Raw genomic sequence first — 15,647 nt, 5'->3', positions numbered from 1 at the left:
CGCGCGCCGGGCTGTCAGGGCCACAGCCGCGTGATCGCCCATCCCTCGCCCGCGCGCTCGTAACGTACGCGAACGTGCCGGCGTTCGGGGTGCGCCTGCCAGAACTCGACGGATCCCGCGTGCACCACCCAGACCCGCCAGCCCGGGTCCACGAATTCGGGCCCCGCGTCGCGGATCCGCCGCAGCGCCGCGTCGATGGCGGCGTCGATCTCGCGGTCGGCGTCCGCTGCCCCCACGACAGCGCCGCTGCGCCCCACGAGGCCGACGGCGCGTGCGCCGATGCCCCGCTCGCGTTGGTCGTGCGCCGCACGGGCGTCCGAACCGCGCTCGACGTGTCCGCGGATCCTCACACTCCGACCGAGCCCGCTCCAGTAGAACGTGAGCGCGGCCCGCGGGTTCGCTGCGAGCTGCCGGCCCTTCGCGCTGCCCTCCTCGCTCGCGAACCACCATCCTTCGGGAGTGAGATCCTTCAGCAGCAGCACGCGCGCGTCGGGCATCCCGTCGTCGTCGACCGTCGAGAGGGTCGTCGCGTGCGGCTCCGGCACCGCGGCATCGACCGCCGCCCGGAACCAGTCGACGAAGAGCTCCCGAGGGTCGGGCGGAAGCATCGTGGTGTCGAAGTCGGGCGATCGCCCGATGAGCGCGGGCAGCGCCCGCAGTTCGTCACGGAACATCCGTGCCCCCGCTCTTTCGCCGTCGTTCACGGATGGTGGTGCGGCTGCTCATGTCCCGCCCGGCCGGCCGGCTCGAGCTGGAACGTCGAGTGCGCGACGTCGAAGTGGTCGGAGAGGCATCCGCCGAGCTCGTCGAGGAGTTCGCCTGCGCGACCCGCCGCGAAGACGTCGGGGTCGACCTCGACGTGCGCGCTGAACACCGGCGAGCCCGAGGTGATCTGCCACACGTGCACATCATGCACCGCGACGACACCGGGCGCTCCCAACAGGTGGTCGCGGATCTCGGCCACGTCGGTGTCGGGCGGAGCCGATTCGAACAGCACACGCACGACATCGCGCAGCAGGGTGAGCGCCCGCGGCACGATGAGCGCCGCGATCAGGAGCGACGCGATCGGGTCGGCGGCATCGAACCCGGTGAGCAGGATCACGCCGGCCGCGGCGATCACGAGCACCGACCCGATCAGGTCGCCGAGCACCTCGAGGTACGCACCGCGCATGTTCACCGAGTCGGCCGCGCCGCCCCGCAGCACGAGCAGGGCCGCGACATTCGCCGCCATGCCGAGCACCGCCACGACCAGCATGGGCCAGCCCTGCACCTCGTGCGCCTCGCCGCCCTCGCCCATGACCAGCCGGCCGAACGCCGAGACCGCCACCGACACGGCGACGACCACGAGCACCACGCCGTTCACCAGGGCGCCGAGCACCTCCGCCCTCCGGTAGCCGTACGTCTGCCGGTCGGTTGCCGGGCGCGCGGCCACGACCGCCGCGACGAGCGCGACGACCAGGCCGATGAGGTCGCTCGCCATGTGCCCGGCATCGGCGAGCAGGGCGAGCGACCCGCTGAGAATTCCGCCCACGACCTGCACGACCAGGAACGCTGCGATGATCGCGATCGCCACCCGGAGCCGGGTGCGGTTCGCCGACGCCAGGTGGGCGTGCGCCTGATCGTGGGAATGTGCCATGTCCCTCCCAGCGTAGGCGCGGATGCCGCGAGCCCGCCGTGATGGGAATGAGTCGCGTTCTCAGGGGGTCGGCGGCGGCGGACCACCGGCGCCACTGCACTCACCCGAGTCCCGTGCGGAATCCCTCCCGCCAGCTTGCGTACCGCGGACTCCAGCCCAGCTCGCGCTTCGCCTTCGCATTCGACGAGCCGCGAACCTGGGTCAGGAGCGAGACGCCGTGCTCGCCGATGAGCGGCCGTGCGATCCACGCGGGAATGCGCATCGGCGGCTTCGCGCCGATGATGCGCGCCAGCTCGGGGAGCCATTCCGCGACCGGGGCGGGTTCGTCGTCGGCGATGTTGTAGATGCCGGGCGCCCCTCGCGTGACGGCGATCGCGGTGGCGGATGCCGCGTCCTCGACGTGGCAGAACGACCACACACCGGTTCCGCCGCCGACGACCGGCATCTTCCGCGACTGCACCATGGCGAGGATGTCGCCGCCGCGACCCATCGCGTTGCCGGGCCCGTAGAGCCCGCCGTACCGCAGCACGAGCCCCGAGGCATCCGTCGTCGCCCGCTCGAGGTGGCGGATCGCGGCGAGCGTCTCGCGCGACGCCGCGGTCGGCGTCGGATCGAGTGGATCCTCCTCCGTCTTGATCGGTCCGCCCGTGCGCTCATTCGGCCATCCTGCGAAGCTCTGCGCGATGAAGCGCCCGACGCCGGCCGCGGCTCCGGCGGAGAGCAGGAGATCGGTGCCCCTGGTGCGAAGCGCATTCGTGGTCGTGAACCCTCGGTCGAAATGCTTGAGGTCCAGTGCGGGACCACTGAGGGCCGTCAGCTGGTGCACGATCACGTCGGGCCGGGCGTCGAGGACGGCGGTGCGAACGGATGCCGCGTCGAGCCCGTCCATGACGACGCCCGTCGCACCCGCCCGCTCGAGCACGCCGAGCCGCTCCCGGCTCCTCGACGTGCCGACGACCTCGTGCCCCTCGGCCACCAGGAGCGGCACCAGCTTCGACCCCACGGCCCCGGTGGCGCCGGCGATGAAGACTCGCATGTCTCGTCCCTTCTCGTGTTACCTCTTCCGACGGATCAGTGCCGCCGTCTGTGACACCTGCGATCTCAGCCATGTGGGTGTCGGGCGGCGCGGACGGGAATGCGTCGCGTTCTCAGGCCACTCGCGCACCCCGGGCGTCGGATGCCTCGGCCAGCCCGAGCCCGGTTCGGAACCCCTCTCTCCAGCTCCCGTACCGCGGCGCCCACCCGAGCTCGGCCCTGGCCTTCGCGTTCGACGAGCCGCGCGCCGTGGTCATCCACGCGACACCGAAATCACCGATCATCAGGCGTGCGAGCCATGCCGGCACGCGCATCGGCGGCTTCGCACCGATCGCCTGCGCCAGGCCTGGCACCCACTCCGAGGTGGGCGCCGGATGATTGTCGACGATGTTGTAGATCCCCGGGGCACCGTGCGTGACCGCGGCGACCGTGGCGCTCGCGGCGTCGTCGATGTGGCACAACGACCACACGCCTCCGCCGTCACCCACGATCGGTACCTTGCGCTTGCGCACGGCCTCGAGGGTCTCCCCGCCGGCTCCGATCGACTGGCCGGGGCCGTAGAACGACCCATACCGCAGGGCGAGCCCGCCCGCCGCGACGGTCGCGCGTTCGGCGTGGGCGATCGCGTCGAGCGCGGTCCGGGCCAAGGGGACGGGGTGCGGATCGAGCGGGTCCTGCTCGGTCTTCACCCGGCTGCCGGCGTGCTCATTGGTCCATCCGGTGAAGCTCTGCACGAGGATGCGCCGCGTGCCGGCCTCCTGTGCCGCCGCGATCAGCGCGTCGGTGGTGCGCGTTCGGAGTTCGTTCGTGACGACGAACGACGTGTCGATGTGCCGGAAGTCGAACCCGCCCGAGAACGAGGTGAGCTGGTGCACGAGCACCTCCGGCTTCGCGTCGAGCACGGCGCGACGCACGGATCCCTCGTCCAGCGCGTCCATGACGACGCCGCGGCCACCCGCCGCCTCGATCCGTCGCACGCCGCTGACCGAGCGCGACGTTCCGGTCACCTCGTGTCCGGCCGCGACGAGCAACGGCACGAGCCGGCTCCCGATTGCGCCGGTCGCTCCGGCGATGAAAACTCGCATTTGCCTTGCCTTTCTGTTGGTTCACCCCCTCCGACGGATGACCGACGTGGATTGTGACAGCGCCCGACATCTGCTGTGACATGCTCGGAGAGTGACCGACCCCAGTCCAGCGCTCCGGGAGCTCCGCCCGCTCATGTTCTCGATCGCGTACCGCATGCTCGGCAGCGTGACCGAGGCCGAGGACGTCGTGCAGGACGCGTATCTGCGCATGCACGAGCGACAGCTCGCCGGCGAGACCTTCGAACGACCCGAGGCGTACGCCTCGACCGTCGCCACCCGGCTCGCGATCGACGCGCTGCGTTCGGCGCGGCGGAATCGGGAGGTGCACGCGGGCACCTGGTTGCCCGAGCCCCTGCTCAACGACGACACCGACCCCTCGCATCGCGTCGAGCGCGACGAGACGCTTTCGTTCGCATTCCTGACCGTCCTCGAGCGCCTTCGACCCGTCGAACGGGCCGTGTTCCTCCTTCGCGAGGTGTTCGACCTCGAGTACGCCGACATCGCCACGATCGTCGAACGCGATGAGGCGGCGTGCCGACAGATCATGCACCGCGCCCGCGCACGGATCAGCGATGGGCGCCCCCGGTTCGAAGGGGATGCCGCGCGCGACGCAGCCCTCGTCGACTCGTTCTTCGCCGCCATCGAGCACGGCGACGTCGACATGCTGGCGGGCGTACTCGCCGACGACGTCGTGTTCTACGCCGACGGCGGCGGACGTGCGCCGGCCATCCGGCACCCGCTCCACGGCGCGGTGGCGGTCGCCCGCTTCCTCGCGGGCCTCGTGCGCCGCGGCCGGGACATGCGCGTGCGCCTGGAGCGCACGGTGATGAACGGCGAGCCCGCTCTGCGGGTCTCGGATGCCGACGGCGCCACGCTGAGCGTCCTGATCGTGCACGTCGAGGCCGGTCGCGTCGCCGTGCTCGGCAACCAGCTCGACCCCGCGAAGCTCGGCCACCTCGGGCCGGTCGGCGACCTCCGTGCGCTCGTCTCCCGCGGAGGTGGTGACGACGGCGGCGGCTACTCGGCGGACGATCCGGGCGCGACCACCCCGGTCTCATAGCCGAGCACGACCGCCTGGATGCGATCGCGCAGACCGAGCTTCATGAGGATTCGCCCGACGTAGGTCTTCACGGTCGATTCCGACAGGTGCAGGGCCGCCGTGATCTCGGTATTGCTCATCCCCCGCGCGATGGCCGTGAAGACCTCGGCCTCACGGTCGGTGAGCGAGGAGAGGCGCGGGTGCGAACGCGCGTCGGCGAGCGGGCTGGTCGCGGGTGGAGTGATCGCAGGCGAGGCATCCGCCATCGAGGCATCCGTCGTCAGCTCAGGTCCGCCCGGCACCGCGCCCGCGACCGGAAGGCTCCCGGCGAACAGCTCCAATAGGCGCCGGGTGATGCGCGGTTCCACGATGGCGTCGCCCGCGGCCACCGTTCGGATCGCCCGCACGAGATCGGCGGGCGGCGCGTTCTTGACCAGGAAGCCGCTCGCACCGGCCCTCAGGCCTTCGAACGCGTACTCGTCGAGGTCGTACGTGGTGACGATGAGCACGCGCACCCCCGGCAGACGCTCAGCGATGCGAGCGGTGGCGGCGATGCCGTCCACGCCGGGCATTCGCACGTCCATGACCACGACATCGGGCACGAGCTCGTTGGCCATGGCGAACGCCTCGCCGCCATCCTGCGCCTCACCGACGATCTCGAGGTCGGGCTCGCTCTCGAGCACCATGCGGAAGCCGAGCCGGATGAGCGGTTGATCGTCGACGAGCAGCACCCGGATGCGACCGGCCGATGACCCGCCGCCTGTCCATGAGTCACTCATGGCCACGTCCGCCTCCCTGTTCTCCCTCGCGGACCCGCGGCAGTACGGCACGGACGCGCCAACCACCCGCGGGGAGCGGTCCCGCCTCGACGGTGCCGCCGAACACCGCCGCGCGTTCGCCCATGCCGATGATGCCGCGGCCGGAACCGACCGTGCGCGCCCCAACCTCCACCCGACCGTCGTCGATGATCGTGGCGGTGGTCGCGGCCGGACCGTAGTCGACGGCGACGTGCACCTGACGCACGTCATGGGCGTATCGCAGGGCATTGGTGAGGGCCTCCTGCACGATCCGATAGACCGCGAGCTCGACGGCGGCGTTGGTCACGGGCGCGCCGCTGACCGTGAACCGAACCGGCACGCCCGCCGTGCGGAACCGCTCGATCAGGATCGCCAGGTCGCCGTGACCCGGCGCCGGTTCACGTGACGCCGCGGCATCCGTCGTCTCGCCGAGCACCGACAGCACCTGCTGCATGTCGCGCAACGCACCGCGACCCGTCTCGGTGAGCTGGTCGAGGGCGAGCGTGGCCTGCGCGGGATTCCGTTCGAGCGTGGCACGTGCACCGTCGGCGAGCGAGATCATCACCGAGAGGCTGTGCGCGACGATGTCGTGCATCTCGCGGGCGATGCGACCGCGCTCGGCGAGTGTGGCGATCTGCGCCTGGCTGTCACGCTCGCGCGCGAGCTGATCGGCGCGCTCCGTGAGAGCCCGCACCCGCTCCGCACGTTCCCAGGTGTTCGCGCCGAGCAGCACACCGACCACGTCGGCCATCGCGAGCGTGAGCAGCACCACCGGCACGTCGAAGACGGTCGGCGCACCGAGTCGCGCCGCGAGCTCGGGTAGCCAGAACACGAGGCTCGCCGCGGTCACGGCGAGCGTGACCGCGGCCGAGATCCACCCGAGTGCCGGTGAGCGGAAGGCGGCGACCGCGTAGAGCGCGATGGGCACCGCGAGCACGAGGTTGGTCTCGGCCGAGAAGGTCACCACGGTGGTGAGCAGCGTGACCGCGGCCAGTACCGTGAGCGGCGCGCGCCGGCGGAACAGGAGCGCGACCGCGGTGCCGCCGATGGCGACGGCGTGCCACGCCGTGACCTCGACGCCGCGCGAGACGACCTGCGACGCGAGCGTGGCCACGACGATCGCGGTGAAGACGAGCGACACGGCCGCGTCGACGAGCCACGGACGGGTTCGGAGGAACCGCCGGACCGGCGACGCGGCCGCGGGCGGGGATTCCTCGGGGGAACGGCGCACCGCTCCGGTTCCGGTGGATCCCCGCTCGACCATCACACGTCTCGTCTCGTGAAGAGCACTCCGCCCACGACGGCTGCCCCGGCGGTCCACGCGAGGAGCACGGCTCCCCCGGTGACGATCGGCTGCCAACCGACCTGGGCTGCGGATTGGAACAGCATCATACCCGCGGTGCTGGGCAGGAACTCGCTGACGATTCCGCCGATTCCCGGGATGATGGGCAGGATCGTCGGCGCGAGCACGAGGAGCCCGAGCACCGCGCCCATGGCAGCCGCGGTGCTGCGGAACAGCGAACCGATCGCCGTCGACATCGCCGCGATCAGGCCCAGGAAGACCGAACCGCCGGCGAGCGCCTGCAGCGTGTCGAGGTCGAAGAGGTTCGAGCCCAGTCCGAAGCCGGCGAGCGTGGGCTGCACGAGGAGGAACGACGCGGCACCGGCGACGAGGCCGATGACGGCGCCGACCACCGACGACACGAGCAGCTTCGCGAGGAGGACGGGCGTGCGCCGGGGCACCGCCGCGAGCGTCGTGGCGATGAGTCCGCTGCTCGACCGTTCGGAACTCACGATGAGCACGCCGTAGATGGCCACGAGTGCGTAGGCGAACATCCCGGCGAATCCGATCACCCCCAGGGCAGGCGCGGCCCCGTAGTTGTCGATGATGACGGCGGCCGGATCGGGGACTTCCGCCGTTGGGGCGAGCGGGATTACGAGCAGGACGCCGGCGGCGAACAACAGGGTGAACGCCAGCGTCGATCCGACCGTCCAGTACGACGAGCGAAGGGTTCCGGTCTTGATCCATTCGGCGCGGGCGACCCGCGCGAAGGTGAGGCGTGGGGCCGTGCCCCGGGCGGTGCGGACGGTGCCGGCGCGCGCCGGCACGGTCGAGGTGGACATGGTCGAGGTGGACATCGTTCAGGACTTCCTTGTTTCGGTGGGAGGAATCTTCGGGAGGAATCGGTGGGAATGGATCAGCGACCGGAGACGGGCTCGGCCTGGTACTCGAGCGCGGAGTCGGTGAGTGCGAGGTACGCCTCCTCGAGCGAGGCGGTGCGCGTGACGAGCTCGTGGACGGGGATGTCCAGCTCGCGGGCAACGGTCGAGATCGCGGCCGCGTCGAGGCCGGTGATTTCCAGTTCGCCGAGGGCGATGTTCGTCACCGCAACGCCGGGGGCCGCGATCGCCGCGGCCAGTCGGTCGGCCTCCGGTGAGGTCACCGCGACCCGGGACGCGCCGACGTCGGCGAGCACTTCCGCGATGGGCGCGTCGGCGATGAGCCGGCCGCGGCCGATCACGATGAGGTGGTCGGCGGTCTGGGCCATCTCGCTCATGAGGTGCGACGACAGGAACACGGTGCGGCCCTCTGCCGCCAGTGCCCGCAGGAACCGGCGAACCCAGATGATGCCGTCGGGGTCGAGGCCGTTGATCGGCTCGTCGAGCATGAGCGTCTGCGGGTCGCCGAGGAGCGCGGCCGCAAGACCGAGCCGCTGGCCCATGCCCATCGAGAACGAGCCCACGCGCCGGTCGGCGGCGGCCTCCATGCCCGTGAGCTGCAGCACGTCGCGCACCCGGCTGCGTCCGATGCCATGCGTGGCGGCGAGCGCGGTCAGGTGGGCGTGCGCCGTGCGCCCCGGGTGCGCGGCGCGCACGTCGAGCAGGGTTCCGATCTCGGTCAACGGTGCCGGATGACTCGCGACGGCCATGCCGTTCACGCGGGTGGTGCCCGTGGTGGGGCGTACGAGCCCGGCGATGGCGCGCATCGTCGTGGACTTGCCCGCGCCGTTCGGGCCGAGGAACCCGGTGACGGTTCCGGGACGCACGGTGAACGACAGGTCGTCGACCGCGGTGGTCGCGCCGAAGCGCTTGGTGAGGTGTTCTACTTCGATCATGGTGTCGACCGTAGAAGCGTGCGGCGGTGCGATCTTCCGACCTGGGTGCCGACGTGCCCCGGCACTCGCCGACGTGGTGGTACCAGGGTCTGAGTCCCCTGGGTGACGGTCGGGCGGCGTTATCCGCCGAGGCGTTCGGCGACGCGCTCGAGTTCGGGGAGCAGCGCCGCGAACGCGCGCGCGCGGTGGCTGTGCGCGTTCTTCACCTCGGGCGCGAGCTCGGCGGCCGACACGTCGAAGCCGTCGGGCAGGAAGATCGGGTCGTACCCGAAGCCGTTGACGCCCGCGCGTTCGGTGGCGATGCGGCCGGGCCACGTGCCGACGGCCGCGAACTCGAAGAGCGATCCGCCCGCGGCATCCGGCACCACCAGTGCGATGGTGCAGTGGAAATGCGCCGTGCGGTGCGGGTCGCGGATGTCGCCGAGCTGCGCGAGCAGCAGTTCGAGGTTCGCTTCGGCGCCGCGGCCGGGTCCGGCCCAGCGAGCCGAGAAGATGCCCGGGGCGCCGCCCATCACGTCGACGGAGATGCCCGAGTCGTCGGCGAGCGCGATGCGTCCGGTGCGGGATGCCGCGGCTCGCGCCTTGATGAACGCGTTCTCGTCGAAGCTGGTGCCGTCTTCGACGGGTTCGGGGCCGTCGTAGGGCAGCACGGCGGCCCGCGGCATCCGCTCGCCGATGATGCGCTGGAACTCGGCGACCTTGTGCGCGTTGTGACTCGCGAGCACGAACTCGAGGCTCACGCGGAGGCCGCCCCCGTCGCGTCGTCGGTCGCGGCGAGCGTCGCCTGCTGGATCAGCGTGAGCTCGGCGGTGCCGGCGAGCGCGAGGTCGAGCAGGGAGTCGAGCTCGCGGCGGTCGAACGGCGCGCCCTCGGCGGTGCCCTGCACCTCGACGAACAGGCCACGCCCGGTGGCGACGACGTTCATGTCGGTCTCGGCACGCACGTCCTCGACGTACGCGAGGTCGAGCATGGGCGTGCCGTCGACGATGCCGACCGAGATGGCTGAGACCGTGTCGATGATCGGCTTCGCCCGCTGCCCGATGAACTTCTGCGTGCGCGCCCACTCGATCGCGTCGACGAGTGCGACGTACGCGCCCGTGATCGCCGCCGTGCGGGTGCCGCCGTCGGCCTGCAGCACGTCGCAGTCGATCTGGATCGTGTTCTCGCCGAGGCCCTTCGTGTCGACCACGGCCCGCAGGCTGCGCCCGATGAGACGGCTGATCTCGTGGGTGCGGCCGCCGATTCGGCCCTTCACCGACTCGCGGTCGTTGCGGGTGTTCGTGGCCCGCGGCAGCATGGCGTACTCCGCAGTCACCCAGCCGCGACCCTTGCCGGCCATCCAGCGCGGCACGCCGTTCGTGAACGACGCCGTGCACAACACCTTGGTGTTGCCGAACGAGATGAGCGCACTGCCCTCGGCGTGGGCGCTCCAGCCGCGCTCGATCGTCACGTGCCGCAGCTCGTGCGATGCGCGGCCGTCGGCGCGCACCAGGTCGGCGTCGGCGGTCTGCTGGTCGGATGCCTCGGTCATGCGTTCTCCTGTCGAAGCTGTCGAAGCGAGTGGTGGGGAATGGTGAGCGCGCCGGTCTCGACGAGTTCGACGCTCGGGATCTCGGGCGCGATGAGCCGGTGCGCGAGGTCGAGGAACGCGCTGGTCGAGTCGCCGGTCGCCTCGTACCGGTAGGTGGGCGGCACGGCCGCGCGTCGCTCCATGCCGTTCGACACGAGCACGCGGTAGACGTCGTTGGCGGTCTCGACGTCGCTCGAGACGAGGGCCACCTGCTCCCCCATGACGTACGAGATGGCGCCCTTGAGGAACGGGTAGTGCGTGCAGCCGAGCACGAGCGTGTCGACCTCCGCCTCCCGCAACGGTGCGAGGTACTCCTCGGCGACCGAGAGCAGCTCGTCGCCGCTCGTGACGCCGGCTTCCACGAACTCCACGAAACGCGGGCACGCCGCCGAGACGAGCTCGAGGTGCGGTGCTGCGGCGAACGCGTCGTCGTAGGCGCGCGACTGGATGGTGCCCACCGTGCCGATCACGCCGACGCGTCCGTTGCGGGTCGTGGCCACGGCACGGCGCACCGCCGGCTGGATCACCTCGACGACGGGCACGTCGTAGCGTTCGCGCGCGTCGCGGAGCATCGCCGAGGATGCGGTGTTGCAGGCGATGACGAGCATCTTCACGCCCTGCGCGACGAGGTCGTCGAGCACCGCGAGCGCATACCGGCGCACGTCGGCGATGGGCTTCGGCCCGTAGGGCGAGTGCTCGAGGTCGCCGATGTACAGGATCGACTCCTGCGGCAGCTGGTCCTTCACGGCGCGGGCCACCGTGAGACCGCCGACGCCGGAGTCGAAGATCCCGATCGGTGCATCCGTCACGACACCCAAGCTTAGGTCAGCGGATGCCGCGGGCCCGCGCCCGGGCCGCCGCTAGGCTGACCCTGTGACCGGTTCTGCTGCGCTCTTCACCGACCGCTACGAGCTGACGATGGTGGATGCCGCGCTCCGCGACGGCGCCGGCCACCGCGAGAGCCTCTTCGAGGCGTTCGCGCGGCGCCTGCCCGACGGCCGTCGCTACGGCATCGTCGCGGGCACCGGAAGGCTCCTCGAGCTCATCGACCGATTCCGCTTCGAGGACGCCGAGCTCGAGTGGCTGCGCGAACACGAGGTGGTGCGCCCCGAGACCCTCGACTGGCTCGCCGACTACCGGTTCCGCGGCGACATCTGGGGATACCGCGAGGGCGAGGCGTACTTCCCGGGCTCGCCGCTCATCACCATCCAGGCGACCTTCGCCGAGGCGGTGATGCTCGAGACCCTCGTGCTCTCGACGCTGAACTACGACTCCTCTGTGGCGAGCGCCGCCGCGCGCATGGTGTCGGTCGCGCTCGGCCGGCCGATCGCCGAGATGGGTTCGCGCCGCACGAGCGAGCACGCCGCCGTCGCCGCCGCCCGGGCCGCGTACATCGCGGGCTTCGACGCGACGTCGAACCTCGAGGCGGGCCGCACCTGGGGCATCCCCACGATGGGCACCGCCGCGCACGCGTTCACGCTCCTCCACGACACCGAGGAGGACGCCTTCCGGGCGCAGGTCGCGGCGTTCGGCCCGAAGACGACGCTGCTCGTCGATACCTACGACATCCCACAGGGCGTCGAGCGTGCCGTGCAGGCGGCGGGCACCGAACTCGGCGCCGTGCGCATCGACTCGGGCGACCTGCCGACGGTTGTCGCCGCCGTGCGCGAGCAACTCGACGGGCTCGGTGCCGTCGACACAAAGATCACGGTCACGAGCGACCTCGACGAGTTCACGATCGCGGGCCTCTCGGGCGCGCCGGTCGATGCCTACGGCGTGGGCACGGCGGTCGTGACGGGCTCGGGCTTCCCCGCGGCCGGCATGGTCTACAAGCTCGTCGCGCGCCGCAACGACGCCGGCGAATGGATCTCGGTCGCGAAGGCGTCGACTCAGAAGCTCAGCGTCGGCGGGCGCAAGAACGCGGCGCGACGACTCGACTCCACGCGAACCGCGCGCGAGGAGCTCATCTACCTCGGCGACGGACCCGAGGGCGAGGCCGAGTTCGAGCCAGGCGATCGGCTCCGGCCGCTCATGGTGCAGCTCATGGACGACGGCGTCGCCGATCCCGCCTACCTCGGGCCGGCGGGCACCGCCGCGGCACGCGCGCACCGCGCGCAGGTGATGCAGGAGCTGCCCATCGAGGCGTTCCGACTCGGCCGCGGCGAGCCGGTCATCCCGACCACCTACAGCTGACCGAGACCTACTGCGACTTCAGTCGCTCGTAGATCTCCTTGCAGGTGGGGCACACGGGGAACTTCTCGGGGTCGCGCCCGGGCGTCCACTTCTTGCCGCACAGCGCCCGCACGGGTTTGCCGGTGACGGCCGACTCGAGGATCTGCTCCTTCTTCACGTAGTGCGAGAACCGCTCGTGATCGCCGGGCTCGATGGTCTCCTCTTCGAGGAGCTTCTCGAGCTCGCGGTCGAGCACGGAGGTGCCTCCGCCGGGCGCGTCGGGGTCGGCGATGCTCGCTCGTACGGGTTCGATCATGCGCTCGATTCTACGCGCGGATGCCGCGGCCGGCGCCGCTGGGACGCATCCCGGCGATCGGCTACGCGCGCACGGCCGCGGCGAGGATCTCGGGTCCGCGGCGGTCGAACACGCGACCGCCCAGCCAGATGCCCACGACGAGCACGAGCACACCCAGGCCCACGCCCGCCGCGAACGACGCCGCATGCCAGGCGGGGTCGACGAACAGCCCGAGCGCGGCGAACACCACCGCGGGAAGCGCGACGAGGACGGACCCGAGCATGGTGATCGACTGCACGAGGGCGGTGATCGCCGACGTCGACTGCGGCTGCTGGAACGGGCTGTCGCCGGGCTTCACCGCCGGGTACGGAAACCGTGCCGAGGCGATCGAACCCACACCGAGGCCAGCGAGGAGCAGTGCGGTGCTGACCCCGATGACCGACGGCAGCAATCGCCAGTCGTCGAGTACGAGCGCGGTCACGGCGCTGCCGAGTCCGATGACGACCGTGCCGGCGATCAGCACCGGCACGAGCCGACCGGCGCGGTCGGCCGCGCCGCGTACGCCCGAGGCGACGTGCAGCCACACGGCAGTGCTGTCGAACGCCGTGTCGTTGTGCAGCGCCCAGCCCAGCAGCAGGCACATGAGCGGCACGGGCACGAGGGCCGTGTAGGCCAGCGGGATTCCGGCGAGGCTGAGCGGCACGAGCACGAGCACGGGCACCACGGGGATCATGATGACCGACATCCAGTACCGCGCGTCGCGAACCCAGTAGGTGATGCTGCGTGCGGCCACGGCACCCGTCGCCGTGTGCGGCATGCGGTCGAACCATCCGAGTCCCCGGTAGTGCTTGGCGGATGCCTCGCGGCCGGGCGTGACCAGGACCCTCGCAACGACGGACTCCCACGCGAGCCACAGCGCACCCAACGTGAGGACCGCGATGACCAGCTTGACGACCGCGGCACCCCAGGCACCGGCTGCGGCGTCGCCGGGAGCGGCGAAGGCGGCACCGAGCGGGGTCCAGCCGAGCACGTCTGCCACCGACTCGAGCACCATGACTCCCGAGCTCGCCCAGTCGATCGAGATGACCACGACGATGATCGGCGAGAGCAGCACGACGAGGAGCACGCCCAGCACGCCGCTCACCTCGCGAGCGCGCCGGGTCGCGAGCAGCACCGAGGCGATCGAGGTCGCGAGTCGGGCGAGCAGCAGGCAGCTGGCGAACGCCACCGCCGCGGCGAGGATCGCGAGGATCGTCTCCCCCACCCCGCGCGACCACGTCACGACCGTGCCGGTGAGCACGATGGCGAGCACGAACGCCGGGATGCCGATCACCGCCGCCGCCGCGAGCCCGATGGCGAGCGTGCGGTTGGCCACCCCGAACAGCGCGAACCGCCGCGGGTCCATGGTGTCGTCGACGCCGAACACGAGTGGGAACACGACGAAGCCGATGAACGTCGCCGCGCCGGTGACGATGAAGACGTCGCGGATGACCTCGACGTCGTCGGAGAAGCGCAGTGCCACGAGCGAGACGAAGAGGAGCACCGCAGCGCCGACGCCGTAGATGAGGCCGACGATGATGCCGACGACCTGCCAGGGGCTTCGTCGGAAGATGTTCGCGAGCAGGCGCAGTTTCAGTCGGAGAAACTGTGCAACCATTCCATGCCTTCCGCTGCCTTGCGTCCGCCGGCGAGCTCGACGAAGCGGTCTTCGAGGGTCTGCCCGCGGCGCACCTCGTCGAGGATGCCCGATGCGAGCACGCGACCCCCGATGATGATCGCCGCGGAGTCGCAGACACGCTCGATGAGGTCCATGCTGTGGCTCGACAGCAGCACCGTACCGCCGCCGCCCACGTATCGCTCGAGGATGTCGGTGAGGTTCGCCGCCGAGACCGGGTCGACCGATTCGAACGGCTCGTCGAGCACGAGGAGGCGCGGCGCGTGGATCATCGCGCATGCGAGCGCGATCTTCTTGGTCATGCCGGCGGAGTAGTCGGCGACGAGCCGGTCGACGGCGTCCTCGAGGCCGAACGCCGCGATGAGCTCGACGCTCCGCTCTCGCACGGTGCGGTCGTCGAGGCCGCGCAGTGCGCCGGAGTAGTAGAGCAGCTGGGCGCCGGTCAGGCGGTCGAACAGGCGCAGCCGGTCGGGCAGCACACCCGTCATCCGCTTCGCCGCACGCGGATCCTTCCACGCGTCGACGTCGTTGATGCGCACCATGCCGGCGTCGGGTCGGAGGAGCCCGGTCACCATCGAGAGCGTCGTGGTCTTGCCGGCGCCGTTCGGGCCGACGATGCCGTAGAACGAGCCGGCGCGCACGTCGAGCGTGATGCCGTCGACTGCCGTGTTGTTGCCGAACCGCTTCACGAGGCCCTGGATCGTCAGGACGCGCGGCGCATCGGCGGCAGGCGCCGGCCGAGCGACCCGCAGCGTGCGCTTCTTGCGCGGCTTGGGCTTGCGCGGTGCGGGGATCACCGCGACCGCCTGGTCGACATCGGATGCCACGACCGCGTCGCCCTCGCCGGCTTCCTCGGTGACCGGCTCCACGACGAGAGGTTCCTCGGCCGGCGCTTCGGTCGGCGCCTCGACCTGCGCTTCGACGAGCGACTCGACCTCGACCGGCGACTCCGTCACGATCGGTGGTTCCGTCTCGACGGGTGCCTCGGTCACGGGATCGACGGGTGCGTCGACCACCACCGGCTGGTCGAGCGCCGCTGTCGGCGGGTCGACCTCGGTGACGGGCGTCGGCTCCGCGATCGGCGCCGGCTTGACGGAGTCGTCCGGCCGTTCCTGCGTCGATTCGTCGAGATCGACCCCGATTGCGGCATCAGCGTCGCCGGTCTTGCGATTGGACCGCTCGGCGGCGGTCGTCTCGGCGGTGAGCGCGGCAGCCACCTTCTGCCGC

The 15,647-nt window shown here is 71.2% G+C and carries 16 protein-coding genes; 2 read left to right on the top strand and 14 right to left on the bottom strand.

Going from position 1 to position 15,647, the window contains the following annotated elements:
• Positions 1–14: 14 nt before the first annotated feature.
• The 4 genes from AB0K73_RS12810 to AB0K73_RS12795 all read right to left on the bottom strand — a co-directional run bounded on the left by AB0K73_RS12810 (position 15) and on the right by AB0K73_RS12795 (position 3,756).
• Positions 15–674: a pyridoxal 5'-phosphate synthase gene (locus AB0K73_RS12810; protein ID WP_360513324.1), complete on the bottom strand. Its 660-nt coding sequence runs from the start codon at positions 672–674 to the stop codon at positions 15–17.
• A gap of 26 nt (positions 675–700) precedes the next feature.
• Positions 701–1,636: a cation diffusion facilitator family transporter gene (locus AB0K73_RS12805; RefSeq protein WP_360513326.1), complete on the bottom strand. Its 936-nt coding sequence runs from the start codon at positions 1,634–1,636 to the stop codon at positions 701–703.
• Positions 1,637–1,736: 100 nt separating this feature from the next.
• Positions 1,737–2,672, bottom strand: a complete 936-nt coding sequence (locus AB0K73_RS12800; RefSeq protein WP_360513328.1) for an NAD(P)-dependent oxidoreductase — start codon at positions 2,670–2,672, stop codon at positions 1,737–1,739.
• A 112-nt stretch (positions 2,673–2,784) separates the two neighbouring features.
• Complete coding sequence (locus AB0K73_RS12795) at positions 2,785–3,756, bottom strand: NAD(P)-dependent oxidoreductase (RefSeq protein WP_360513330.1); 972 nt, start codon at positions 3,754–3,756, stop codon at positions 2,785–2,787.
• Between the two features lie 91 nt (positions 3,757–3,847).
• Here AB0K73_RS12795 and sigJ point away from each other — a divergent pair, with 91 nt between their 5' ends.
• Positions 3,848–4,816, top strand: coding sequence for an RNA polymerase sigma factor SigJ (sigJ, locus tag AB0K73_RS12790; RefSeq protein ID WP_360513333.1), 969 nt, complete (start codon positions 3,848–3,850; stop codon positions 4,814–4,816).
• Here the strand turns inward: sigJ and AB0K73_RS12785 are convergent.
• The 7 genes from AB0K73_RS12785 to murI form a co-directional block, all read right to left on the bottom strand.
• On the bottom strand, positions 4,774–5,574 hold the full coding sequence (locus AB0K73_RS12785) for a response regulator transcription factor (protein ID WP_360513335.1): 801 nt from the start codon (positions 5,572–5,574) through the stop codon (positions 4,774–4,776). The genes sigJ and AB0K73_RS12785 overlap by 43 nt on opposite strands.
• Positions 5,567–6,856, bottom strand: coding sequence for a histidine kinase (locus AB0K73_RS12780; protein WP_360513337.1), 1,290 nt, complete (start codon positions 6,854–6,856; stop codon positions 5,567–5,569). Before AB0K73_RS12780 ends, AB0K73_RS12785 begins: the two co-directional genes overlap by 8 nt.
• On the bottom strand, positions 6,856–7,731 hold the full coding sequence (locus AB0K73_RS12775) for an ABC transporter permease subunit (protein ID WP_360513339.1): 876 nt from the start codon (positions 7,729–7,731) through the stop codon (positions 6,856–6,858). The genes AB0K73_RS12780 and AB0K73_RS12775 overlap by 1 nt, the downstream gene beginning before the upstream one ends.
• A 59-nt stretch (positions 7,732–7,790) precedes the next feature.
• Positions 7,791–8,708, bottom strand: coding sequence for an ATP-binding cassette domain-containing protein (locus AB0K73_RS12770; protein ID WP_360513341.1), 918 nt, complete (start codon positions 8,706–8,708; stop codon positions 7,791–7,793).
• A 119-nt stretch (positions 8,709–8,827) separates the two neighbouring features.
• Positions 8,828–9,448, bottom strand: a complete 621-nt coding sequence (locus AB0K73_RS12765) for a non-canonical purine NTP pyrophosphatase (protein WP_360513343.1) — start codon at positions 9,446–9,448, stop codon at positions 8,828–8,830.
• Positions 9,445–10,239, bottom strand: coding sequence for a ribonuclease PH (rph, locus tag AB0K73_RS12760; protein ID WP_360513345.1), 795 nt, complete (start codon positions 10,237–10,239; stop codon positions 9,445–9,447). Before rph ends, AB0K73_RS12765 begins: the two co-directional genes overlap by 4 nt.
• Complete coding sequence (murI, locus tag AB0K73_RS12755; RefSeq protein ID WP_360513347.1) at positions 10,236–11,087, bottom strand: glutamate racemase; 852 nt, start codon at positions 11,085–11,087, stop codon at positions 10,236–10,238. Before murI ends, rph begins: the two co-directional genes overlap by 4 nt.
• Before the next feature lie 64 nt (positions 11,088–11,151).
• Between murI and AB0K73_RS12750 the strand changes: the two genes are divergently transcribed.
• Complete coding sequence (locus AB0K73_RS12750; RefSeq protein WP_360513349.1) at positions 11,152–12,471, top strand: nicotinate phosphoribosyltransferase; 1,320 nt, start codon at positions 11,152–11,154, stop codon at positions 12,469–12,471.
• 7 nt (positions 12,472–12,478) lie between these two features.
• On the opposite strand, the gene AB0K73_RS12745 is transcribed toward AB0K73_RS12750, so the two are convergent.
• The 3 genes from AB0K73_RS12745 to AB0K73_RS12735 form a co-directional block, all read right to left on the bottom strand.
• Entirely contained in the window at positions 12,479–12,766 is a 288-nt protein-coding gene (locus AB0K73_RS12745; protein ID WP_360513351.1) for a DUF3039 domain-containing protein, read from the bottom strand.
• A 61-nt stretch (positions 12,767–12,827) separates the two neighbouring features.
• Positions 12,828–14,402 carry a hypothetical protein gene (locus AB0K73_RS12740; RefSeq protein ID WP_360513353.1) on the bottom strand — a complete coding sequence of 525 codons (1,575 nt, stop codon included), beginning with the start codon at positions 14,400–14,402 and terminating at the stop codon, positions 12,828–12,830.
• Positions 14,378–15,637, bottom strand: coding sequence for an ATP-binding cassette domain-containing protein (locus AB0K73_RS12735; RefSeq protein WP_360513355.1), 1,260 nt, complete (start codon positions 15,635–15,637; stop codon positions 14,378–14,380). The genes AB0K73_RS12740 and AB0K73_RS12735 overlap by 25 nt, the downstream gene beginning before the upstream one ends.
• Between the last annotated feature and the right edge of the window lie 10 nt (positions 15,638–15,647).

This window comes from Agromyces sp. NPDC052230 (genome assembly GCF_040679595.1).
Classification (GTDB): domain Bacteria; phylum Actinomycetota; class Actinomycetes; order Actinomycetales; family Microbacteriaceae; genus Agromyces.
This window is presented reverse-complemented; position numbering and strand designations above follow the sequence as displayed.

Coding starts and splice junctions, on each gene's coding strand:
- AB0K73_RS12810 (WP_360513324.1), bottom strand. CDS start 674: ATGTTCCGTGACGAACTGCGGGCGCTGCCCGCGCTCATCGGGCGATCG.
- AB0K73_RS12805 (WP_360513326.1), bottom strand. CDS start 1,636: ATGGCACATTCCCACGATCAGGCGCACGCCCACCTGGCGTCGGCGAAC.
- AB0K73_RS12800 (WP_360513328.1), bottom strand. CDS start 2,672: ATGCGAGTCTTCATCGCCGGCGCCACCGGGGCCGTGGGGTCGAAGCTG.
- AB0K73_RS12795 (WP_360513330.1), bottom strand. CDS start 3,756: ATGCGAGTTTTCATCGCCGGAGCGACCGGCGCAATCGGGAGCCGGCTC.
- AB0K73_RS12785 (WP_360513335.1), bottom strand. CDS start 5,574: ATGAGTGACTCATGGACAGGCGGCGGGTCATCGGCCGGTCGCATCCGG.
- AB0K73_RS12780 (WP_360513337.1), bottom strand. CDS start 6,856: ATGGTCGAGCGGGGATCCACCGGAACCGGAGCGGTGCGCCGTTCCCCC.
- AB0K73_RS12775 (WP_360513339.1), bottom strand. CDS start 7,731: ATGTCCACCTCGACCATGTCCACCTCGACCGTGCCGGCGCGCGCCGGC.
- AB0K73_RS12770 (WP_360513341.1), bottom strand. CDS start 8,708: ATGATCGAAGTAGAACACCTCACCAAGCGCTTCGGCGCGACCACCGCG.
- rph (WP_360513345.1), bottom strand. CDS start 10,239: ATGACCGAGGCATCCGACCAGCAGACCGCCGACGCCGACCTGGTGCGC.
- AB0K73_RS12745 (WP_360513351.1), bottom strand. CDS start 12,766: ATGATCGAACCCGTACGAGCGAGCATCGCCGACCCCGACGCGCCCGGC.
- AB0K73_RS12740 (WP_360513353.1), bottom strand. CDS start 14,402: ATGGTTGCACAGTTTCTCCGACTGAAACTGCGCCTGCTCGCGAACATC.